The 22,095-nt window shown below is 60.7% G+C and carries 17 protein-coding genes; 8 read left to right on the forward strand and 9 right to left on the reverse strand.

What is annotated here, in order from left to right; genetic code table 11:
- Positions 1 to 66: 66 nt before the first annotated feature.
- From FHT85_RS05030 to FHT85_RS05065, 8 genes are all read right to left on the reverse strand, one after another.
- Positions 67 to 747, reverse strand: a complete 681-nt coding sequence (locus FHT85_RS05030; protein WP_112410195.1) for an aspartate/glutamate racemase family protein — start codon at positions 745 to 747, stop codon at positions 67 to 69.
- Between the two features lie 63 nt (positions 748 to 810).
- Positions 811 to 1,776, reverse strand: a complete 966-nt coding sequence (locus tag FHT85_RS05035; protein WP_112410196.1) for an ABC transporter ATP-binding protein — start codon at positions 1,774 to 1,776, stop codon at positions 811 to 813.
- Position 1,777: 1 nt separating this feature from the next.
- A complete protein-coding gene (locus tag FHT85_RS05040; protein WP_112410197.1) occupies positions 1,778 to 2,839 on the reverse strand; it encodes an ABC transporter ATP-binding protein in 1,062 nt (353 codons plus the stop codon).
- Positions 2,836 to 3,726: an ABC transporter permease gene (locus FHT85_RS05045; protein WP_112410198.1), complete on the reverse strand. Its 891-nt coding sequence runs from the start codon at positions 3,724 to 3,726 to the stop codon at positions 2,836 to 2,838. Before FHT85_RS05045 ends, FHT85_RS05040 begins: the two co-directional genes overlap by 4 nt.
- Positions 3,727 to 3,728: 2 nt before the next feature.
- Positions 3,729 to 4,682, reverse strand: coding sequence for an ABC transporter permease (locus FHT85_RS05050; protein ID WP_112336093.1), 954 nt, complete (start codon positions 4,680 to 4,682; stop codon positions 3,729 to 3,731).
- 87 nt (positions 4,683 to 4,769) lie between these two features.
- Entirely contained in the window at positions 4,770 to 6,362 is a 1,593-nt protein-coding gene (locus FHT85_RS05055) for an ABC transporter substrate-binding protein (protein WP_112410440.1), read from the reverse strand.
- Between the two features lie 576 nt (positions 6,363 to 6,938).
- Entirely contained in the window at positions 6,939 to 7,934 is a 996-nt protein-coding gene (locus FHT85_RS05060; RefSeq protein WP_112410199.1) for an MDR family oxidoreductase, read from the reverse strand.
- Between the two features lie 39 nt (positions 7,935 to 7,973).
- The gene (locus FHT85_RS05065) at positions 7,974 to 8,726 is read right to left on the reverse strand and encodes a FadR/GntR family transcriptional regulator (protein WP_112410200.1); all 753 of its coding nucleotides are present in this window, start codon (positions 8,724 to 8,726) and stop codon (positions 7,974 to 7,976) included.
- A 178-nt stretch (positions 8,727 to 8,904) separates the two neighbouring features.
- Between FHT85_RS05065 and FHT85_RS05070 the strand changes: the two genes are divergently transcribed.
- The 8 genes from FHT85_RS05070 (at position 8,905) to FHT85_RS05105 (ending at position 19,614) form a co-directional block, all read left to right on the forward strand.
- A complete protein-coding gene (locus FHT85_RS05070) occupies positions 8,905 to 10,317 on the forward strand; it encodes an FAD-binding oxidoreductase (protein ID WP_112410201.1) in 1,413 nt (470 codons plus the stop codon).
- Entirely contained in the window at positions 10,318 to 13,830 is a 3,513-nt protein-coding gene (locus FHT85_RS05075) for an indolepyruvate ferredoxin oxidoreductase family protein (protein WP_112410202.1), read from the forward strand.
- Complete coding sequence (locus FHT85_RS05080; protein ID WP_112336088.1) at positions 13,827 to 14,648, forward strand: enoyl-CoA hydratase/isomerase family protein; 822 nt, start codon at positions 13,827 to 13,829, stop codon at positions 14,646 to 14,648. The genes FHT85_RS05075 and FHT85_RS05080 overlap by 4 nt, the downstream gene beginning before the upstream one ends.
- Positions 14,649 to 14,723: 75 nt before the next feature.
- A complete protein-coding gene (locus FHT85_RS05085; RefSeq protein WP_112398796.1) occupies positions 14,724 to 15,689 on the forward strand; it encodes an isopenicillin N synthase family dioxygenase in 966 nt (321 codons plus the stop codon).
- 69 nt (positions 15,690 to 15,758) lie between these two features.
- Positions 15,759 to 16,796, forward strand: coding sequence for a PotD/PotF family extracellular solute-binding protein (locus FHT85_RS05090; protein ID WP_112410203.1), 1,038 nt, complete (start codon positions 15,759 to 15,761; stop codon positions 16,794 to 16,796).
- A gap of 117 nt (positions 16,797 to 16,913) precedes the next feature.
- Positions 16,914 to 17,978 carry an ABC transporter ATP-binding protein gene (locus FHT85_RS05095; RefSeq protein ID WP_112410204.1) on the forward strand — a complete coding sequence of 355 codons (1,065 nt, stop codon included), beginning with the start codon at positions 16,914 to 16,916 and terminating at the stop codon, positions 17,976 to 17,978.
- Positions 17,975 to 18,832 carry an ABC transporter permease gene (locus tag FHT85_RS05100; protein ID WP_112410205.1) on the forward strand — a complete coding sequence of 286 codons (858 nt, stop codon included), beginning with the start codon at positions 17,975 to 17,977 and terminating at the stop codon, positions 18,830 to 18,832. The genes FHT85_RS05095 and FHT85_RS05100 overlap by 4 nt, the downstream gene beginning before the upstream one ends.
- Positions 18,832 to 19,614, forward strand: coding sequence for an ABC transporter permease (locus FHT85_RS05105; RefSeq protein ID WP_112410206.1), 783 nt, complete (start codon positions 18,832 to 18,834; stop codon positions 19,612 to 19,614). Before FHT85_RS05100 ends, FHT85_RS05105 begins: the two co-directional genes overlap by 1 nt.
- A gap of 105 nt (positions 19,615 to 19,719) precedes the next feature.
- On the opposite strand, the gene FHT85_RS05110 is transcribed toward FHT85_RS05105, so the two are convergent.
- Positions 19,720 to 22,065 (reverse strand): beta-glucosidase family protein, encoded by a 2,346-nt coding sequence (locus FHT85_RS05110; RefSeq protein WP_183774010.1) that lies wholly within the window; start codon positions 22,063 to 22,065, stop codon positions 19,720 to 19,722.
- Positions 22,066 to 22,095: the final 30 nt, after the last annotated feature.

The raw sequence follows: 22,095 nt of genomic DNA on the forward strand, positions 1-22,095 counted from the left end.
GCGGAATTTCGCGTGGAGCTCTCGGGCTTGCAACAGAAAAAGCATCCCGGTGACGGCGCGATGCGCTCATCGCCGTGGCCCCGCATTTGCCGTCCGCAGCCCGGCGATACGGGACAGGAGAAGTTCGACGGCGGAGCGGATCGGCGCGATCACCGGCGCAAACATCAGCCGCTGCAGGTCATCGGCCGCCTGTCCGAGTGGCCCGCCGCCGATGATGACGGCTTCCGCCCTGTCCTTTTCGAAACATTCGCGCACGGCGACCGCGAGTGCCGCGTGCAGGCGTTCGAGATCGGAGGCGAGGGCGACCGGGTCGCCGCTCGTCAGCCGCGTGCCCATGAAGAGCGGGGAAATACCCAGCGCATCGGCCTTTGATGCGAAGCTTCCGACAAGGTTGGGCGTTACCGTCGCGATGCCGAAGCGCCGTCCGCCGGCGGAAGCTTCCAGCATGCTCGCCTCGCAGATGCCGACCGCCGCAATGCCGGAGACCTCCCTCAGCCGCTCGAGCCCCGGATCTCCGAAGGCGCTGACGATCAGCCCGTCCGAGCGGCCGGCCGCGGCGACCCCCATGTCCACAACGCCCTCCGCTGCTGCCGAAAGCGCCGCAGCGTCGAGGATCATCGGCACGCCCCGGGCGGCGGTGACGCCCTCAATGGTGAATTCCCCGGGAATATATTTTCGGGCGATCTCGGTCATCATCGCAGTGGTCTTCCGCGACGTGTTGGGGTTAATCAGGGTGATGTGCTTCATGTCGAGACCGGTATGCTCCGCCGGCCGCCTCCCTTTGTTTGTTTTTCATCATCCTAGTCCCCTTCAGGCATATTGCACACAGGCGACCTTCGAGGTTTCATCGGCTGCCATAAGCGCAGGTATTTCGGTTCGGCAGAGATCGGAAACTTGGGGGCAGCGGGGCGCGAATGCGCAGCCGGCCGGCATGTTGGCGAGATCCGGGGGCGCGCCGGGAATGGTGATCAGCCGGTCACGGCCATTGGCGAGCTCGACGCGGGCGCCGAGTAGTCCTCGCGTGTAGGGGTGCCGCGGGTCGCGGATGATGTCCGTCACCTTGCCTTCTTCGACGATCCGTCCGGCATACATGACGGCGATCCGGTCCGCGACTTCGGCGGCGACGCCGATATCGTGGGTCACGAAGATGACCGCGAGGCCGTATTCCTTCTGAAGCTCGCGGATCAAGAGCAAGATCTGGATCTGCACGGTGGCGTCGAGTGCCGTCGTCGGCTCATCTGCGAGTAGGACCTTCGGATTGCAGGCAAGCGCCATGGCGATCATCGACCGCTGCAGCATGCCGCCCGACATTTCATGCGGATAGTTCTGCAGCCGGCGTTCGGGGGAGGGGATCCTCACCTTCTGGAAAAGCGCAAGCGCCCGCGCCGCCGCTTCCGACCGCGAAATGCCCTCGTGCCGCATGATCGTCTCTTCGATCTGCCGGCCGAGCGTGTAGACCGGGTCGAGCGCCAGCCGCGGCTCCTGGAAAACCATCGAGACGACCGCGCCGCGCAGCCCCGAAAGGTCGCGCGAGGAAAGCCCCATCACATCCTGCCCCGCGACGAACATCGAGCCTTCGATTTTCGTGCCTTTCGGATGCAGGCGCAGCAGCGAGCGCATGGTGACGCTCTTGCCGGAGCCCGATTCGCCAAGCAGCGCCACCACCTCGCCGGGCCGGACCGACAGGCTGACGCCGGTGACTGCCTTCACGGGCTTACGGCCGCGGTTGAATGTGACGGAAAGGTTGTTGATGTTGATCATCGCATCGTTATGCATCTCAGCTCTCCATCCGGGCCGGCGCGCGGCCGTGGCCGGATCCCGGTATGGACATCAGGCAGGCGGCCGCCTGGCTTGCGGACACGTCGGTGAGCGGCGGTAGCTTTTCGCTGCACACGTTTTCGGCAAACGAACAGCGTGTGTGGAAACGGCAGCCGGACGGCGGATCGATCGGGTTGGGCGGGTCGCCGGAAAGCGGCGGCTCCGTGGTCCGCGCGGACGGGTCCATCTTCGGCATCGAGGCAAGCAGCGCCGACGAATAGGGATGCCGGGTATTGTCGAAGATCGCCTCGCGGCTGCCGACTTCGGCAACCTTGCCGAGATACATGACCATCACCCGGTCGCACATGAAGCGCACGACGTTTAAGTCGTGGGAGATGAACAGGTAGGTCAGGCCGAAATCCCGCTTCAAATCGAGCAGCAGGTTCAGCACCTGCGCCTCGACGGATTTGTCGAGCGCCGAGACTGCCTCGTCGAGAATGACGAGACGTGGTTCGAGCGCTAAGGCGCGAGCGATGTTGACGCGCTGGCGCTGGCCGCCGGATAGTTCATGCGGATAGCGGCCGGCAAATCGGGATGGTTCCAGCCCGACCCGGAAGAGCAGGTCATGGACCCTCGCGATCGCCTTGGCGGTAGGCACGCCGTGGACGCGCGGGGCAAAGGCTATGGATTCCTCGATCGTCAGACGCGGATTGAGCGAGGCGTAACTGTCCTGGAAGACCATCTGCACCTGGCGGCGGTAATCTGCGAGCGCCAGCGCCTCGCCGACCTTTTCGCCGTCGAACAGGATATCGCCCCGGTCCGGCACGATGAGCTGCATGAGCAGGCGCGCCGTAGTCGACTTGCCGCAGCCGCTTTCGCCGACGATGCCGAGTGTTTCGCCCTTGAGGATGTCGAAATCGACACCGTCGACGGCGCGGACGGCCTTTTTGGGCCTCAGGAAGCCGCTTCCCTTCACCGGAAAATGCTTGAGCAGGCCGCGGGCGGAAATCAGCGGCTGGGCTGGGCCGCCGCGTTCGCCGACGGGCAGGTCGTAGGCCGGTTTTTCAACGATGCTGATCATGATTTCACGTCCATGGCTGAGCGCAACCCGTCTGAGAAAAGATTGAAGCAGATCGAGGTGATGAAGATCATCACGCCGGGAAGGGCGGCCACGAACGGGTTGTTGTAGATCGCCGTTCTCAGCGTATTGAGCATCAGCCCCCATTCGGCATCCGGTGGGCGCACGCCGAGCCCGAGGAAGGAGAGGCCGGAGGCGAGGATCATCGACACCGAGATCAGGCTGGTCGCAAAAACGAAGATCGGCCCGAGAACGTTGCCGAGGATGTGCACCCGGATGATTGTGGCCGGCGGGGCGCCGGAGGCACGGGCGGCATCGACGTAATCGAGCTTGCGCACTTGTGTCATGACGCTTTCAGCGACGCGGGCGATCTGTGGGATGAACACCACGGTCAATGAGACGAGCGCGTTGGTGAGTCCTGATCCGAGCGCACCTGAGAGCGCGACCGCCAGGAGCACCGAAGGGAAGGCATAGAACACGTCGATGGTGCGCATGATCAACGTGTTGACGAGACCGCCGGCGTAACCGGCGATGATACCAATCGCCGAGCCGATCACGAAGGCGACTGGCACCGGCACGACACCCATGATCAGCGACAGCCGGGCGCCGTAGATCAGCCGGGACAGCATGTCGCGGCCGAGTTCGTCCGTGCCGAGGATATAACCTTCTGTGCCAATCGGCTTCAGGCGGCGAATGACGCTGCCCTTGGACGGGTCGTAGGGCGCGATATAGGGTGCCAGGATCGCGATCAGCACGAGGATGATGAGGATCGCCAGCGCCGTGATCGCGACGGGATCATGACGGAGGCGGCGCAGTACGCCGCTCCAGAAGCCCGGGGACCTGGCGATGTCAGGTGGGGGAACCGAAATGTCTGCGGTGACGACGGCCATGGTTAGTTCCTCTGGATGCGCGGATCGATCACGCTCTGCAGCACGTCGACCACCAGGTTGAGGAAAACGAAGAACATTGCCAGCACCAAGATCGTGCCCTGCAGGATCGGCAGATCGCGGGTGAAGATCGCTCCGTTCAGCAGGAAGCCGGTGCCCGGCCAAGAGAAGACGGTCTCGATCAGGATCGAGCCGCCCAGGAGATAGCCGAGCTGCAGGCCCATGACCGAAAGCGCGGTAGGCGCCGCGTTGCGCACCACGTGCCGCAGGATTTGCCGCGTCATCAGTCCCTTAGCCGCGAGTGCCTGGGTGAAATCCTGGGAAAGGATGTCGGCCACCAGCGAGCGGATGGTACGGGCGATGATTCCCATGGGGATGACCGACATAGTCACTGCCGGCAGGATGAGGAACTGCAGATAGGCCCAGCTCAGGCTGCGGCCCGATGACCCTTCCGGCCCGCCTCCCATTGCCGGTAGCCAGCCGAGCGTGACGGAGAAGGCGATCACCAGCACCATGCCGAGCCAGTAATGCGGCACGCTGACGCCGAGCATTGACACCGCCGAGGCCAGCCGGTCGATCCAGCCGCCGCGGAAGACGCCGGCGAGGAAGCCGAGCGTCAAGCCGGCCACAAAACCGATGAAGGCCGCGGCGACCGCCAGGATGATCGAGTTGACCGAGGCATCGAGGATCTCACCGAGCACCGGACGGCCGGTGGCGATCGAAGTGCCAAGATCGCCCTGCAGTGCATGCCAGGCCCACAGCGCGTATTGCACGGGTAGGGGCTGATCGAGGCCGTAGAAGGCACGCATCCGCGCCTGCATGTCGGCGGAAGCGTCCGAGGGCAGGATGGCGGCGAGCGGATCGCCCGGCGCGATATGGATGAGCATGAAACAGACGATGCTGACGCCGATCGTGACAGGGATGACGTGGAGCAATCGTTTCAGGGCATAGAGCAGCATGGTGTCCTCACCGGAAAGGGTTGATCGGGCATCATGAAAGGCGTTGCGCCGCCGTGGTGCAAATGGCAGCACACCGCATGCTCGAAGTCATTCTATCGAGATCGGTGAGAAATCCTGGAACCAATTCTGCGCCTGCACGAAGCCCTTGACCTTGGCCGTCATGGCACGCGGGTTGACATCATGCGTCACCATCAAGAACAGCGCATCGTTCACATATTTCTCGTGAATCTGCTGCATCACCTTGTCCTGTTCCTTGGCGTCGAAAGTGTTGCGCACCTTGTCGAACAACGCGTCCATCTCCTTGTCGCAATAATAACCCCAGTTGGTGCCGGTCGGCGGAGCGAGGTTGCACTGCGACTGACGGATCATCGCCGTGAACGGATCCTGGATAAAGTAACTGTAGTTGATTGCCGTGGCGCCCTTGGCGCTCGCATCCTTGGCACCGGCGCGCCAGACATTGATTACCGTGTTCCAGTCCATCACCTCGTATTCGACCTTGATGCCGACTTCGGCGAGCGTCTGCTGGATGTATTCGTTCATCTGCAGCGGCAACATTTGGCCGGAACCAGACGAGGAGATGATGACCTTGGTTGTCAGCGGCTTTTCCGGCGTGTAGCCGGCTTCCTTCATCAGCTTCTTGGCTTCCTCGACATTGTAATCAAGCTTGAAGGTCGGCTTGCCGAACCACTGGTGGCCGGGCGGCATGTAGCCTTGGGCCGGCACCGATAGGCCGCCGAGCAGTTCGTTGAGGCCGGTGCGGTCGACCGCGAGGTTGGCGGCCTTGCGAATGCGGATGTCGTTCCACGGCGAACCTTCGATGCGCGATAGATGCCAGGTCCAGTTATGCGGGTAGGAATTGGTGATGACCTTGAAGCCGGCGTCCTTCAGCGACTTCACCGAATCCGGCGCCGGGGCCTCGATCCAGTCTACCTGGCCCGAGCGCAGGGCGGCGACGCGGGTGTTCGGCTCTGGCAGCGGGATCAGCACCAGTTTATCGAGCTTCGGGATGCGCGCCTTGTCCCAATACTCCTTGTTCGGGGTCAACTCGGCGCGCTCGCGTGGGGTAAAGCCGTTTTCGAGCTTCCAGGGACCGGTACCGGAGGGCTTCTGGGCAACGGTATCCCAGTTCTTGCCCTGCTTCTCCCAGTTTGCCGGCGAGGACATGAGGATCCAGCTCAGCTGGTAGGGAAGCGTTGCATCGGGTCCATTGGTGGTGATCTCCACCGTCAGGGGATCGATCGCCTTGTAGGACGCAACGCCAGGAATACGCGACTTGCCCTGCGCCGACTGGCGCTTGTCGAACTGCGGCGCGTCGGGCTTCAAAAGCTTGTCGAGGTTCCAAACGACGGCATCGGCATTGAACACGCTGCCGTCATGGAACTTGACGCCGTCCCGCAGCTTAAAGGTCCACTTAGTTTTGTCGGTCGCATCCACCTGCCAGGACGTGGCGAGGCTCGGGATGAGGGCAGAGGGCTTGTCGGCGCTCGACAGGTCCCATTCGATTAGCGAATTGTAGACCGTGTAGCCCATGAAGCGCTGACCTTCGCCGCCCTGGTCGGTCTGGCCGGTGGTGAGCGGAATGTCGGAAGCCGTCATGCCGATGCGCAGCGTCCCCGCTGCAAGCGCCGGATCTGCGGCCGCCGCCGTTAGGACGATGGCCGCGAAGCCGGCCGCCGCCATCGTCTGAAGGGTCGCAATCAGGCCGGTGTCATGTTGGGTATTCGATGATGTTCTGGTCATGCTGTTTCCCTCCTTTATGAATTGCTGCCGAGCTTTCGCCCAGTCAGGAAAAGAGAAGCAGATTTCATGCCATTTTATGTGAAATTATAGTTTCATATAAATATCATAAGGATAGAAGAAAATCGCCAAAATGCGCCGGAAGATTTGCTGATTTCCGAGGCGTGGCAACGCGATCTGATGAAAATTGTAACGCCGATCATCCGGTATGGTGTCGGCCGCAATAGCCCTCCAGTGGACACCAGGCGACTTTGCGGAGTAGGTGCTTGCTGAAATCACCAGGCGCAGGGCCTTTTCTCATCCCTATCCTCCGGTCGCTCTTGTGCCTTGGGATGAGGATGGTCGGGTGTGATGCCCCTACCATGAGCTGTCCATAGTACGTGCTTCGAGGCACCAGCTACCCGGTGGATATGCGGCGATTGCTCCGAGGATGAGAGCCCATCGCAACGGCTGCTCATTCTCGGCATGACATCTGGCAATGGCGATTTACGGTAGGGCAGATCGCGGGTGGGAGCAGCCTTACGGTGCGATCTCCACCACGACACGCCCCCTGATTTTGCCCTCGACGATATCCTGAGCGAGGCTCGGAAGCCGGGAGAAGGGCTCGATCCTCGCCAATGTCCCGATCCTTTCTGCTTTCAGGTGTTCGGCCAGGGTCTGCCATGCGCGGATTCGTTTGGGCATCGGTGCCATAACGGAATCAATGCCAAGCAGTGCCACGCCGCGCAGGATATGCGGGAGAACCGTTGCCGGCAGGTCTGCGCCTGCCGCAAGGCCGCAGGCAGCAACCGCCCCGCCGTAGACGGTCTGTGAAAGTGCGTTTGCAAGCGTCGTCGAGCCAACGGAATCAATTACTCCGGCCCAGCGCTCCTTTTGTAGAGGGCCGCCCTTTTCTGAAAGCGATGCCCGGTCGACGAAAGCGCTCGCGCCGAGCGACCCGAGATAATCCCAAGTTTCCGGGCGGCCGGTCGATGCGGTTACTTTGTAACCCTTGTCCGCAAGCAGGCTGATCGCCACCGAGCCGACACCGCCCGCCGCACCGGTCACGAGAATTTCGCGATCATCGTTGGCGATCGTGCCCCAATCCTCAAGTGCATTGACACACAGCGCCGCCGTGTAGCCGGCCGTTCCAATTGCCATTGCCTGCGAAAGACTGAAGGTTTCGGGCAGTGCGATCAGCCATTCCGCTTTCAGGCGCTGAAATCGCGAATATCCGCCCCATTCTGTTTCGGACAGGCCCCAGCCGTTGACGATGACCTTGTCGCCGGGCGCCCATTTGTCCGATCGGGATTTAACCACGATTCCGGCAAGGTCGATACCTCCGACCATGGGAGTACGCCGGGCTATCCGTCCCTTGCCGGTTAGGGCAAGACCATCCTTGTAATTGACGGTCGAATAATGAACCTCGACGAGAACATCATGATCCGGCAGATCGGAGAGTGAAAGCTGGCGGAAGCCGGCCTGCGGCTTGCCATCGGCCATGTCGATGACCATTGCCTGGAATGTATCGGACATGCGTTCCCCCTTTACACTTGAAATCGGCCGTTCGCCTTGTCAGGCCTGAGGCTGTGCCTTCATCCTGTCGCGTGCGTCCATCGCGGTTGCGTAGCTGTTGCGAATGTAGGCTAGCAGGTCCGCCAATGCCCTTGTTGCCGTCTCGGTATCGCGCTTGGCGACGGCCTCCATGATCTGCCGATGGAAGCCAGTGACCTTGCGGCGCTCGCGAACCCGGAACACGATCATGTTGGTGATGGGGATGAAGGACTCGATCACCGTGTACATCATCAGCTTCAGTGGGCCATTGCAGGTGGAATCCACCAGAGCGCGATGAAAGCGCACGTCGGATGCACAGAAGTCTTCGTCACTGATCGTCTCGTCGCGCTGGATCTCTATCTCCGCCGCCATTCGCTCCAGATCGGTAGCGCCGTGATTTTCGCAGGCGAGCCTGCAACAGATCGTCTCCGTCTCAAGGCGGGCCGTAATGATCTCGTCGATATCGAAGGCGCCGATGCCGACAAGCAGGGTTGCTGCTGCCGTGATCGCGTTGGAAAGACCTTCCGGATCTGGCCTCTTGACGAAGTTTCCGCCGAGCGGGCCACGCCTCGAATGGATGAGGTTTTGCGCTGCCAGGCGTTTCAGCGCCTCGCGCACGGTCGGCCGCGATATGCCGAAGCTTCTCGCGAGATCCTCTTCCGTGGGGAGCCGTTCGTCGATCTTCAGGCGGCCATCCATGATCGCGGACTTTATATTCTCCGCAACCTGCTTGGCGATGCCAGCCCTCACCACCTCATCAAATTTCAACGTCATCGATTGTTGCCCTTACCTCGATTCATAGATGCCATGGCTGCCTCGAAAACGCTACTGAAAATTGAATATAGGTTTGACAAATATCGGATAGACGATAACCTGCCCTCGATCCAGATAACCAAGGGGAACGAAATTGGGCGGATCGACTGGTCGGGCGAAGATTGCCCAAGATGCCTGTATGCCTGTCGGCCGGCATGCAGAGTTGCTGCGCCGTCTGAGCGGGAGGATCGGTAGTAAGGCCGTTCTCGCCGGCGACGACGTCGGCGACGGCTATCGTGGTGACGCAACCGACGAGCGCGGTGAGCGCCCTATAATCGTTTTCCGGCCAGCGGATACGGCGGAAGTGTCTGCTATCCTTGAAGAATGCAATCGTCTGGGTCAGCCCGTCGTCGTCCAAGGCGGCAGGACGGGCCTTGCGGGCGGGGCAAGGCCTCGTGTCGGCGAAGTGTCGCTTTCGCTTGAGCGAATGGTGAACCTGTCGCCGGTGGATGAGAATGCCGCCACCATCATCGTAGAGGCCGGTGTTACGCTTCAATCGGTACAGGAGGCTGCGGCAGGCTGCGGGCTGTTTTTCGGCGTCGATATCGGCGCGCGCGGCACGTCCACGGTTGGCGGCAATGTTGCCACCAATGCGGGCGGTATTCGTGTCCTGCGCTATGGCATGTATCGGTCCCAGGTTCTGGGGCTTGAGGTTGTGCTGGCGGATGGCTCCGTGTTGACCAGCTTGAAGGGATTGCCCAAGGACAATTCGGGCTTCGATCTCAATCAGCTCTTCGTCGGAAGCGAAGGTGTGCTTGGCGTGGTCACGCGGGCCTGTCTGCGGCTGCATCCAGAGCCGCGGTCGCAAACGAACGCCTTTTGCGGATTGCCGTCGTTAAGTGCCGCTATTGCCCTTCTGAAGCATTTGCGTTCTGCGCTCGGCCCGTCGCTGTCGGCCTTCGAAGTGATTTTTCCGAACGTTTATGACGGGGTTCTGTCGCTGACCGGTGCTCAGCCACCTGTTGCGGCAGGTGCCGGGATGTATGCCCTTGTGGAGATGCAGGGGCAGGACGAGGCCGGCGATCAGGAGCGTTTTTCCGAAGCGCTCATGGCGTGCTACGAAAGCGGAATCGCGACGGACGTGGCTGTTTCGGGGTCGTTGCGCGAGTATCACGCAATCTGGAAGCTTCGCGAGGCTGCCAGTGAATTCATCTTCTCGATGGACCATGTCTCCGGCTTCGATGTCAGCCTGTCCTTGTCCAACATACAGGCCTTCCTTGATGCTGCCAGCCACGAGATCGCGGCCGCTGATCCGAATGCCGAGATCTATATTTTCGGCCATCTCGGCGATGGCAACCTGCATTTTCTTGTCCGCACTCATCATCACGAGGAGATCGCCGACATCACTCTCTCTGCCGTGATTCGTGCCGACGGCGCGATTTCCGCCGAGCACGGAATTGGCCTTGAGAAGAAGAAGTGGCTGCCTCTCGGGCGAAGTGCCGCCGAGATGAATGCCATGCGCCGCCTGAAGGTCGCCTTCGATCCTAACGACATTCTCAATCCTGGTCGGGTTTTCGATATGCCGTCGCCGGGCGTGCCGGAGCGTGCGTAGATGCAGAACCTGTCCGAGACGGCCCGCGCATTGCCCAGTGAAAAAGGCCCGAGCCTTGATGACCGGTATACGGTCGATCATGGAAAAATCCTTGTGTCGGGCACACAGGCGCTGGTGCGTCTTCCGATGATCCAGCGACAGCGCGATCTGGCAAGGGGCCTCAACACCGCCGGTTACGTCTCCGGTTATCGCGGTTCGCCGCTCGCAAGCTTCGACCGCGAGATGGCGCGCGCCAAGACCTATCTCGACCGGAACCATATCCGCTTTCAGCCCGGCCTCAATGAGGACATGGCGGCGACGGCTGTATGGGGAACGCAGCAAACGGCAATGTTCTCCGGCGTCCGCTACGACGGTGTCTTCTCGATGTGGTATGGCAAGGGCCCGGGCGTCGATCGCACCATGGATGCGATCCGGCATGCCAATGCCGTCGGCACCAACCCGAACGGTGGCGTGCTGCTGCTCGTCGGCGACGATCATGGCGCCGTCTCATCGACCTTGCCGCATCAGAGCGAGCACAACCTGATATCGGCCATGGTGCCTTTGCTGTCGCCTGCCGGCGTCGCCGAATATATCGACTACGGTTTGCTGGGATTTGCGCTGAGCCGCTATTCGGGTGCGTGGATCGGCTTCAAGTGCCAGACCGAGATTGTCGAATGCACGGCAACAGTCGATCTCGATCCGGCTCATCCCGCGATCGTCTATCCGGATGCACAAGGCAATCTGTCGCTTCGCTGGCCTGACGGGCCGCATGCGATGGAGCGCCGGCTGGAAGACAAGCTTTCTGCGGTCCATAGATTTGCCCGTCACAACGGGCTCGACCGCACTATCTGGCAGGGGCAGCGCACCAAGGCACGTCTCGGCATCGTCTCGACCGGCAAGTCCTGGCTCGATCTGATGGGCGCGCTTTCGCGCCTCGGCATAGACGAGCGGCGCGCCGGCGAGCTCGGCATCCGGCTCTACAAGGTGGGCCTTGTCTGGCCAATCGAGCCGGAGGGGATCGCACGGTTTGCCGCCGGCGTCGAGACGCTGCTGGTCATCGAAGAAAAACGTCCGATCATGGAAGACCAGATCAAGGCTCTGCTCTTCAACATGCCATCCGATGACAGGCCAAGAGTGTTCGGCAAACTCGGGCCGGCGGGCACGCCGCTTCTATCCGCCGTTGGCGAGATCGATGCGGTGGCCGTCGCGAGGGCCATTCTTGCTGTGCTCGGGCCACAGGCCGATGATCTCGATAGCCGGTCGCGGGAGATGGAAGCAATTGTTGCAGCCAGCGTGACGGAAAGTCCGGCACTAAAGCGTGATCCGTATTTCTGCTCCGGCTGTCCGCACAGTGTCTCGACCCGACTGCCCGAAGGAAGCCGTGCGTCGACCGGTATCGGATGCCACATGATGGTCATCGGGCTTGAGGACCGGAACACCTCGACCTTTACCCAGATGGGAGGTGAGGGCGGCGCATGGATCGGGCTTTCTCAATTTACCGATGAAAAGCATATCTTCGTCAATATGGGCGACGGCACCTATTTTCATTCGGGCCTGCTTGCGATCCGGGCCGCGATCGCCGCGAAGGTCAACGCCACTTACAAGATCCTCTATAACGATGCCGTCGCCATGACCGGCGGTCAAAAGCACGACGGTGAGGTCTCCGTCCCCGGTATTGTCGGGCAGATGCTGGCCGAAGGGGCTGCAAGAGTGGCCGTCGTCGCCGAGCGGCCGGAGGTCTGGCAGGGCCGCTTGCCTCGCAATGTCACGGTCAACCATCGCGACGAACTCGATCAGGTGCAGCGTGAGCTGCGTGAGATCGACGGGGTGACGGTGCTGGTCTACGATCAGGTCTGCGCGGCAGAGAAACGCCGGCGTCGCAAGCGCGGGGCGCTGGCGGTCTCGGACAAGCGAGCCTTCATCAACGAACTGGTCTGCGAAGGATGCGGCGATTGCTCGGCCGTTTCCAACTGCATCTCGATCGAGCCGAAGGAAACGGAGTTTGGCCGTAAGCGCAAAATCAACCAGTCGAGTTGCAATACCGACCTTTCCTGCATCAAGGGCTTCTGTCCGAGCTTCGTCACGGTGGAGGGCGGAAAGATCAGAAAGCCGGCTGCGAAAGCTCAGCAAGCGACATTCGATGACATGCCGCTACCTGTTCTGCCGGATATCGGAGCGCAGCCATACAACATGCTCTTAGCCGGTATCGGCGGGACGGGGGTGATTACCGTCAGCGCTGTCCTCTCCATGGCGGCGCATCTCGATGGTCTTTTTGTGCAGACGCTGGATCAAACGGGGCTTGCGCAGAAGAACGGGGCTGTCATTTCGCATCTTCGCGTGGCGCGGATGGCTGGTGACTTGTCGTCGGTCCGGATCGGCGTTGGCGAAAGCGATCTGGTGCTCGGCTTCGACATCGTGGTGTCGGCCGGTCGCAATGCGCTATCGACCTTTGGCGCTGGCCGCACGCGCGCTGTTCTCGACGATCACTTCGCGCCGACGGCGTCTTTCGTCCAGAACACGGCGATCGATTTCCAGCAGGAAGCGACGCTGAAAACGCTGCGCCGCGCAGCCGGCGAGGACGCCGTTTACCTCGTCTCGGCGACCAAGCTTGGCGCGGCGCTGATGGGCGATGCGATTGCAGCCAACATGTTCCTGCTTGGTCATGCATGGCAGCGCGGCCTGGTGCCGATCAGCCTTGCCTCCATCGATCAGGCGATTGCACTCAATGGAACCGGCGTTGCGATGAACCGTGCCGCCTTCGGCTGGGGCCGCCGCTCGGCGGTCTCCCCCGATATCGTCGCCGGCGCTGCGGGAACTGACCTAGCCGAGGTCAAGGCCGTCGAGACACTCGACACGATCATCGAGCGCCGTGAGGCTTTTCTCGTCGCGTATCAGAGCGCTGCCTATGCACGCCGGTACCGGGCACTGGTCGATGCTGCGCGGCGGGTCGAAAACAGGCTCATGGCTGGCGAGGAGTTTGCAATGGCCGTCGCCAAAAATGCCTTCAGGCTGATGGCCTACAAGGACGAATACGAGGTGGCGCGCCTGCACCGCGACCGGAGCTTCAAGGCTGCGATCGAAGCCCAGTTCGAAGGCGACTTCAGCATCAAGCATCACCTGGCGCCACCAATCCTGTCACGGCGGATCGACAAGCGCACCGGAAACCCGGCGAAGATCGCCATCCCTCAGAAAATGGTCGGACCGGCATTCGCGCTTCTGGAAAAGCTGCGCTTCCTGCGCGGTACGGCGCTGGATCCCTTCGGCTATACCGAAGAGCGCCGGATGGAGCGGCGCCTGATCGCTGACTATCAGGCGATGATCGAGTCTCTCACCAGACAGCTTTCCGCCGAAACGCACGGCCAGGCCGTCGCGCTTGCCCGGCTGCCGGAAGAGATCAAGGGGTTCGGCCCCGTCAAGATGGCGTCGATCGGGCGCTTCGAGAAGAAGATGGCGGCCTTGCTTGCAGCGCCGGCCAATGACGAGAAACGAACAGCGATGCCGGATCAGGACGCGGCCAAGAGGAAAAGCATATGAGCACTTCCGAGACCTTCGAGACAATCCTTTACGAGAAGGACGGCCAGGATAAATTCGCGACGATCACCATCAATCGTCCTGAAAAGCTCAATGCGATGAACAAGACGACGGTGCGCGAAATCGATCGCGCCGTCGCCATGGCTATCGCCGACAAGGAGGTCAACGCGCTCATCATCACGGGGGCGGGCCGCGCATTCTCGTCCGGCTATGATCTTCAGGGCGCCGATTACGACGTCGGTATCGAGGACTGGCATGCGGATATGTCGGAGAACGCTCAGGCGCTCCTCAACATCTGGAAGGCACCGATCCCGGTCATCGCTTCCGTGAACGGTTATGCGCTTGCCGGTGCGCTTGAGCTGATGATGGCCTGCGATCTAGCCATTGCCAGCGACAATGCGAAGTTCGGCGAGCCGGAGGTGCGGCACAATTCCGGCCCGCCGGCACTGTTCATGCCCTGGCTGCTGGCCACCCGTGACGTGCGCTGGCTGATGTACACAGGCGATGTGGTCGATGCCGAGGAAGCCTTGCGCATGCACCTCATCAACAAGATCGTACCCGCCGATCAATTGAGGGAAAAGACCGAGAACCTGGCACGCAAGCTGGCCCGCATGCCCGTGCCGGCAATCAAGTTCGCCAAGTCCTCCATCAACAACCAGCAGATGGCCGCTGGCCTGATGACATCCTTCGATTTCAACGTCCACGCCATCGCCGCCCTGCATGTCAGTCGCGACGGGCAGGAGTGGATGCGCAATCTGCAGAAGATGTCGCTGAAGGAATATCTCGAGTTCCGCGATGCCCCGTTCAAGGGGCTCGACTGACCCTGTTTTACGATGTCGCCCGGCGGCACTCATTCGGTGCCACCGCCACCGCCGATCAAGGAAGGAGGCTCCAGGATGCAGACGATCACAGCGCCGGATGAGGTGCAGGACAGCATACCCGTCATCGATATCGCACCATTCATCGCAGGCGCGGAAGCAAGCCCGAAGGTCGTCACCGCCATCGAGGATGCCTGCCGCCGAACCGGCTTCTTCCTCGTTACGGGGCACGGCGTCAGCGCTGACGTGACAACCCGTCTCTATAACCTCGCTCGCGATTTCTTCGATGAGCCGCAGGAGTGGAAGATCGGGCAGGGAAGGGGTACGTCGATAGAGGGTGGTGTTGCCTTCTCGCCGATCGCCGACGAGGCGCTTGCAGCGACGCTCGGCATCAAGACGCCGGGCGATTACAAGGAAAGCCTGAACTTTGGCCCGCGCCTGCCCGGCGATCTATGGCCAACCAGGCCGGAAGGGCTGGAACAGGCCTTTGCCGACTATTTCACAGAGATGGAAAAGCTTGCGGGTCACTTGCGCCGGGCATTCTGTGAGGCTTTAGGCCTCGCCCCGGACTATTTCGAGCCGGCCTTTGAAAACCACCTCTCGGCGCTACGGGTGATCAATTATCCGGAGCAGAAGGAGAGCCCGCTTCCGGGGCAACTCCGCGCCGGCGTCCACACCGATTACGGCTTCATGACCATCCTGCGTTCGGAAGCCTCTCCGGGTGGACTGCAGGTGAAAAACAGGGCGGGTGACTGGCTGGATGCGCCGAATGTCGAAGGCGCCTACGTCATCAATATTGGTGACGCCTTCATGCGCTGGTCCAACGATGAATGGCTGTCCACGCCGCATAGGGTCGCCAATCCGCCCGGTGCTTTCAAGGGGGCGACGCGTCGCCAGTCCATCCCGTTCTTCCTCAATCCGTCCAGGGACACCGTGATTGAATGTCTCGCGCCTTTTGCAGCAAAGGGCGCCGCCAAATACGAGCCGATCACCTACGGCGACTACATTTCACTGAAGACCAGCCAGGCCTTCGGCAAAAGCTGACGGCAAGAAGCGGAATACCGCCTGCCCCGCAATGCATGACCAAGTCAGAACCATTTTGAGGGAACGTCAATGATGAACATGAACAGGCGGCAGGTTCTTGCCGGAATGGGTGGAGTAACAGCGGCGGCCATGGTTGGCCTGCCGGCATGGGCGCAATCCAAGACACTTGTCGTGCCGACGCTCGGCGGTGCATGGGAGCAGTTCTGGCGCCAGACGCTGGCACCGGCCTTTACTCAGAAAAGCGGCGCCCAGGTGACGCTGGACGCGGGTAACGGGCGTGTCTGGAGCGCCAACCTGCGGGCGGCAGGGGCGCAGAAGCCGCCATATTCGATCCTGATGACCAATGAGGCATTCGCATCGAGCCTGCGCAAGGAAGGCTTCTTCGAAAAGCTCGATCTGGCGAAATTGCCGAACTATGCCGACCTCTATCCGCTTGCCAAGAAGACCGACGGCTGGGGTGCCGTGGCCATGGTGTCGCCGATCGGCCTCGCCTATCGCACGGACATGGTCCAGACGCCGCCGAAAGCCTGGAAGGATCTCTGGGACAACCCCGAGTTTAGGGGGCGCATCGGCCTCTACAATTTTGCCAATACTGCCGGCAAGATGGAACTGATGCTGGCATCCAAGATCTTCGGCAAGGATCAATATGATGTCGATGCCGGTTTCAAGGCGCTGGAAAAGCTTGGCCCGGTCATCCAGGCCGATTTCAACCTTTCCACCGGCATCGCATCCGGCGAGTTCGTCGTCGCTCCCTTCGATTTCGGCGAGGTGGCGCGTCTGCGCGGCCAGGGCCTTCCCATTGACGTCATCGTGCCGGAAGAGGGGCTTTTGATGTTCGATCAGACCCTCAACATTCTCGCAAACGGCCCCGAGAAGGATCTGGCCTACCAGTATGCCGACTTCCTTCTGTCACCTGCAGGCCAGTTGCCGCTGATGAAGCAGTTCTTCGTCTCGCCGACCAATGTCAAGGTTGTCGTCCCTGACGATCTGAAGAAGGACGTGCCGATTTCCGGCGAAGTGATGGACAAGATCCTCACCTGGGACTGGGACTTCATGAACGAGAAGCAGGCGGGCTTTGCCGAGACCTGGGCGAAGATCATGAAATGATCTCTGCCGCTCACTATGAGGCAGCAACACCGGATCGCCTCGTTGCGGCGATCCTGCATTCTCCCCTGACGCAGTGAGATTTGCGGTGCGCCGCACAGACAATCTGGAAGATCGATCATGACCGAGGTGAGCATTGAAGGGCTGACCAAGCATTATGGAGCCTCGCGCGCCGTCAACGGCATTTCCGTCAAGATAGGGCAGGGCGAGTTCATCTCGCTGCTCGGGCCATCAGGATGTGGCAAGACGACGACGCTTAAGATGATTGCCGGTTTCGAGGACGTCACATCCGGCGCCATCCGCTTCGACGGACAGGATGTCTCGCATGTGCCGGCGGAAAAGCGCGATATCGGCATGGTGTTCCAGAACTATGCGCTCTTCCCGCACATGACCGTGGCGCAGAACCTGGCTTTCGGGCTGGAAATGCGCAGGATTTCGCGGTCTGAAATCACAATCCGCACCGCCAAGGTTCTGGACATGGTGCAGCTATCCGGATATGCCGACCGCTATCCGCGCCAATTGTCCGGCGGGCAGCAGCAGCGCGTGGCGCTTGCCCGCGCGCTGATCATCGAACCCCGTATCCTGTTGCTTGATGAGCCACTTGCCAATCTCGATGCCAAGCTTCGTGACGAAATGCGGGTCTTCATACGCGACCTGCAGAAGCGCGTGGGCATTACCACGGTCTATGTGACCCACGATCAGGCCGAAGCGATGACGATGTCGGACAGGATCGTCGTGATGTTCGGCGGGCAAATTGCGCAGTATGGCGCTCCGTCTGATGTTTATGACCGACCGGCAAGCCTGGAAGTCGCGCAGTTCGTTGGGCAGGTGAATACGTTGCCCGGCCGCCTGAAGGGCAGGAACGATGACGGTACGTCGGTCGTCGAAACCGCGCTTGGAGCGGCGAATGTCAAAGGTACCGTGCCGTCAAGCGACGGCTCCATCCCCGTATTGCTGCGGCCGGAGGCCATCGAACTTGCGGCCGCGGGGGAAGAGGACGCTGGTATTATCGCAACCGTTTCGCAGAGCTATTATTCCGGCAGTCTGATCGACTATCGGCTGGTGCTCGAAAGCGGCGAAGCGCTGAGCGTCCAGACCTTTCCGCGAAGCCGCTTCCAGCCGGGTGATCGCGTGACGGTGAAGGTCGACAGCGAGCGTTTCTGGGTGCCGGGAACGATCGCATGATACACCGCGCCAGATCCGCCTATCCGCTTCTCCTGATCGCGCCTTCGGCATTGCTTCTCGGGCTGTTTCTTGTTCTGCCTTATCTCAATATTGTGGTGATGAGCCTGCGCAACCCGGCCAACGGCTCGCCCTATGCGCCCGGATTTACGGTCGGCAATTACCTGAGGCTGGCGACCGATACCTTCTACATGCAGCAGGTGGCGAACACGCTCTTGATCGGTCTGTTCACGACCCTTGTTTGCCTCATTCTCGGCTTTCCGGTTGCGTGGCAGCTATCGCGCGAGAAGATGCGATTTCGCGGCCTTGCCTATGGGCTCGTGCTGTCGCCGCTTCTTGTCGGCATTGTCATCCGTAGCTATGGGTGGACGATCCTTCTTGGGAATAACGGCATCATCAACAAGACGCTGATGAATTTGGGCCTGGTCGATCGCCCGATCGGACTGATGTACAACGTCCTCGGCATCGTCATTGCGCTCGTCCACGTCTTCCTGCCCTTCATGATCCTGCCATTGATGAGCGCGCTGCAGGGGATCGACCCGTTGTTGAAGTCGGCTGCGCGCTCGCTTGGTGCGGGAAAGCTGACGGTCTTCAGGCGCGTAATCCTGCCGCTGGCCATGCCGGGTATCCAGGCAGGCTGCATTCTGGTGTTCGTGCTTTCATTGAGCGCCTACGTCACCCCCGCCCTGATCGGTGGCCTGAGGGTGAAGACAATGGCAGTCAGTGTCGTTGATGCGCTGATCGACACCTTCCAGTGGCCGTTCGGCTCCGCCATGGCGCTGACCCTTTCCTTCACCGGAGCGGTGATCGTCGTGATCTTCGCGAGGCTTACCCGCATGAAATGGAAGATGAGCTGATGTCCAAGCATATGTTGAATGGCTATTGCTTCATCATCTACGGCTTTCTGCTGCTGCCCATTCTCGTAGTCGTCGGTGCCTCCTTCAATGCGGGAGCATTTCTGACCTTTCCGCCGCAGGGCCTCTCATTTCGGTGGTATGTTGTTTTCTTCCATAACGATGTCTTCTGGCGTGCCATCCGAACCTCGCTTTGGGTCGCGGCCGTCTCGACCCTGATTTCCGGTATCATTGGTACGATGGCCGCAATGTTCTACGTGCAGCATGCGGGGCGATGGAAGGAGAGTGTCCGGCTTGCGATGCTGTTGCCGCTGCTTTTGCCGGAAGTTCTGACAGCGATCTCGCTTCTGTTCTTTGTCTACGCGATCGGCATCGGCACGACGACAATGGCTGGCATGCTGATTGGGCATGTGCTCATGACGCTGCCCTTCGTCTTTATCAACGTGTCTGCGGCGATGGAAGCCTATGAACCGTCATGGAGCCTTGCCGCCCGCAGTCTTGGTGCCGGACCATTTACGCGCTTCAGACGTATCATGCTGCCGTTGATCAAGCCCGGCGTCATCGGCGGCTGCCTGTTCGCGTTCATCATCTCGTTCGACCTCTTCACTATATCATTCATGTTGAAGAATGTCGGAACAGCCACGCTTCCGATCCAGATCTACGATTATCTCAGAACGAACTTTACCCCGGAGGCGGCGGCCGTATCGACATTGTCTATCGTGATGACGGTCGTCGTGGTCGTGGTTTCCGAAAAGCTGTTCGGCCTGCGGATACACCGTTTTTGAACGGGCTCTGTTGCAAATATTCCAGATGACTGAAGAAAACTAGCTTAATTCGCCGTCACGCGAGCTGCCCCTCAAGGTTCTGGGTGAGTAGAGCTACAGCTTCCGTCAAGGCGCTCGATTCAGGGTGTCAAAGAGCGCTGTGATGTCAGCTTCGTTGATCGCGTCACCGACATACCAGCTCAAGGTATCGTAGAAGCCCAGGAAAGAGCCGTTGAGCTTTTCGAGGATGACCATCGCTTCATCGCCGGAGATGCGGAGCTTCCTCGCCAGTAATTCTGTCAACGCAGGTATCGCCCGTTCATTCGCGAAAACCAGCGCTGGCGGCGAAAGCGCGGAAAGGGCTGCCGGAGGGAAGCGCTCGGAACGGCAAGCGAGTCGGCTTTCGAGGCGGATATCGCGCGAGGAAGCCGCCGCCTCGATGATGAAAGCTTCTGCATCGAGCACCCATGCACCGCGCGCGGTATCGAAATATTGGAAATCCCGAGCGGAAAGCGTCAGGGTCACAACCTTGGCTTCGCCCGGTTGAAGCTCGACCTTGGTAAACGCCTTGAGTTCCCGGATCGGCCGCCGGAGACCGGGCTTTACTGGACGGACGTAGAGTTGGACGATTTCCTTGCCAGCCACTTCGCCGGTGTTGCGGATGGTGACGCTCACCCTGCAGCCCATCGACGGGCCGATTTCCTGCCTGTCGAGTGCCATGCTCTCGTAAGAAAAACGCGTGTAGCTTAGGCCATGACCGAAGGGGAACAGGGGCGTCACTGCCTTGAGGTCATAGAAGCGATAGCCGACGAAAATTCCTTCGCTGTAGACATGCCGGCTGTTCTCACCGGGATAGGTGTGCCACCCAGGAATGTCCTCGATGCGGATGGGCATCGTCGCCGTCAGTTTTCCGCAAGGGTTCTGTTCGCCGAACAGAACCCGGGCAATGGCTTCGCCGCCGCCCTGGCCAGGATAAAAGCAGGCCAGCACGGCCTGCGTGGCACCCAGCCACGGCATTTCGACCGCATCCGGTGTCGTTAGAACGACGATTACTTTCCGGCCGGCCTCCGTGAGCGAGCGGATCAGGCTGTCGTGGCCGGCCGCCAGTTTCAACGTGTCGCGATCATTGCCTTCGCCGTTGCGCGACTTCTCGTTCTCGGTGAAGATGATGACTGCGTCCGCTGTCGTCGCAGCATCTAGAACGGCTTGTGTTTCACTCTCCATCGGAATGCCTTGCGCTGTCGGGAAAGGCACATGACGTACCTTCAGATGTTCTCCCGCACGCGCTGCGATCCGCTCCAAGGGGCTGTCGACGCGATAAGGATTGGTCGTCGCCGACCCCGATCCCTGGATCGTCGGGACCGGGGCGCCATCGCCAACCACGAGTAACTCGCCGGTAGCAGCCGCATCGAGCGGCAGTGTCTGCTGTTCGTTGCGCAGCAGCACGATGGACTCAGCTGCGATCTGTTGGGCGAGGGCGTGATGGCGGTCCAGATCGACAGGGGCTGCGGGCAGCTTCTCGGCATGACAGCGGCGCACGAGGCCGATAACCCGCTCACAAGCCCGATCGAGTATGTCGTCGGCGACTTTGCCATCTTCGATAGCCAACAGAAGCCGTGCCTTGCGAGGTTTGCTTTCCGGCATGTCGAGGTCCGTACCGGCTTTAAGCGATGCGGGCCGATCCTTGATGGCGTGCCAATCAGACAGGACAAGCCCGCCATATCCCCATTCATCCCTCAGGATGTGTTTCAGCAACCAGTGGCTTTCCGCCGCTTGAACGCCGTTCACCGGATTATAGGCGCTCATCACGGTCCAGGGCGGGCTCTTCAGGATCGCGCGCTCGAAGCCTGCGAGATAGATCTCCCGCAGAGCCCGTTCATCCACATCGGAACTTGTCGTTGTCCGATCGATTTCCGAGTTGTTACAGGCAAAATGCTTCAGCGAGGCACCGATACCGTTGTCCTGCAGGCCGGAAATCAGAGCGGCGGCAAGATCGCCGTTGATGACCGGATCCTCCGAGTAATATTCATAGGCGCGGCCGGCGAGCGGCATCCTTCGTGTGTTGATACCCGGTCCGAGCAGGAGATGAATTCCCAGGCTGCGGCATTCGAGAGCAAGCGCTTCGCCCATGCGATACAGCAGGTCCACATCCCAGGAACAGCCGACGAGATTGCCGTTCGGAAAGCAGGTGGCCGGTCGCGTCGTGCCGAACATGCCGCCTTTATCGTCGGCCTGTTGGTTAATCAGGTCGAGGAATGCGGCGAGACTTTCTTCATCGCCGGTGCCGGCATCTATCTGGGTTGTCGAGTAGCGCACGCCGTAGGTGCCATCTGTCATCAGAATCGAGTCGATCCCCAGCCTTTCGATTGCGGCTGTTCTCCAGAGGCCTTGGCCGCTGACGAGAGCGACTTTCTCATTCGTGGTCATGGAGGTGACCAGCGCTCTGATTCCCCCATCGTCCGCTCCGGGCATGGTGTGTCTTCCTCCGTCTGAGTGAATGGG

This window comes from Rhizobium sp. BK312 (assembly GCF_014193605.1).
In the GTDB taxonomy this organism is placed as follows: Bacteria; Pseudomonadota; Alphaproteobacteria; order Rhizobiales; family Rhizobiaceae; genus Rhizobium.

Coding starts and splice junctions, on each gene's coding strand:
- FHT85_RS05030 (WP_112410195.1), bottom strand. CDS start 747: ATGAAGCACATCACCCTGATTAACCCCAACACGTCGCGGAAGACCACT.
- FHT85_RS05035 (WP_112410196.1), bottom strand. CDS start 1,776: ATGCATAACGATGCGATGATCAACATCAACAACCTTTCCGTCACATTC.
- FHT85_RS05040 (WP_112410197.1), bottom strand. CDS start 2,839: ATGATCAGCATCGTTGAAAAACCGGCCTACGACCTGCCCGTCGGCGAA.
- FHT85_RS05045 (WP_112410198.1), bottom strand. CDS start 3,726: ATGGCCGTCGTCACCGCAGACATTTCGGTTCCCCCACCTGACATCGCC.
- FHT85_RS05050 (WP_112336093.1), bottom strand. CDS start 4,682: ATGCTGCTCTATGCCCTGAAACGATTGCTCCACGTCATCCCTGTCACG.
- FHT85_RS05055 (WP_112410440.1), bottom strand. CDS start 6,362: ATGGCGGCGGCCGGCTTCGCGGCCATCGTCCTAACGGCGGCGGCCGCA.
- FHT85_RS05060 (WP_112410199.1), bottom strand. CDS start 7,934: ATGTCCGATACATTCCAGGCAATGGTCATCGACATGGCCGATGGCAAG.
- FHT85_RS05065 (WP_112410200.1), bottom strand. CDS start 8,726: ATGACGTTGAAATTTGATGAGGTGGTGAGGGCTGGCATCGCCAAGCAG.
- FHT85_RS05070 (WP_112410201.1), top strand. CDS start 8,905: ATGCCTGTCGGCCGGCATGCAGAGTTGCTGCGCCGTCTGAGCGGGAGG.
- FHT85_RS05075 (WP_112410202.1), top strand. CDS start 10,318: ATGCAGAACCTGTCCGAGACGGCCCGCGCATTGCCCAGTGAAAAAGGC.
- FHT85_RS05080 (WP_112336088.1), top strand. CDS start 13,827: ATGAGCACTTCCGAGACCTTCGAGACAATCCTTTACGAGAAGGACGGC.
- FHT85_RS05085 (WP_112398796.1), top strand. CDS start 14,724: ATGCAGACGATCACAGCGCCGGATGAGGTGCAGGACAGCATACCCGTC.
- FHT85_RS05090 (WP_112410203.1), top strand. CDS start 15,759: ATGATGAACATGAACAGGCGGCAGGTTCTTGCCGGAATGGGTGGAGTA.
- FHT85_RS05095 (WP_112410204.1), top strand. CDS start 16,914: ATGACCGAGGTGAGCATTGAAGGGCTGACCAAGCATTATGGAGCCTCG.
- FHT85_RS05100 (WP_112410205.1), top strand. CDS start 17,975: ATGATACACCGCGCCAGATCCGCCTATCCGCTTCTCCTGATCGCGCCT.
- FHT85_RS05105 (WP_112410206.1), top strand. CDS start 18,832: ATGTCCAAGCATATGTTGAATGGCTATTGCTTCATCATCTACGGCTTT.
- FHT85_RS05110 (WP_183774010.1), bottom strand. CDS start 22,065: ATGCCCGGAGCGGACGATGGGGGAATCAGAGCGCTGGTCACCTCCATG.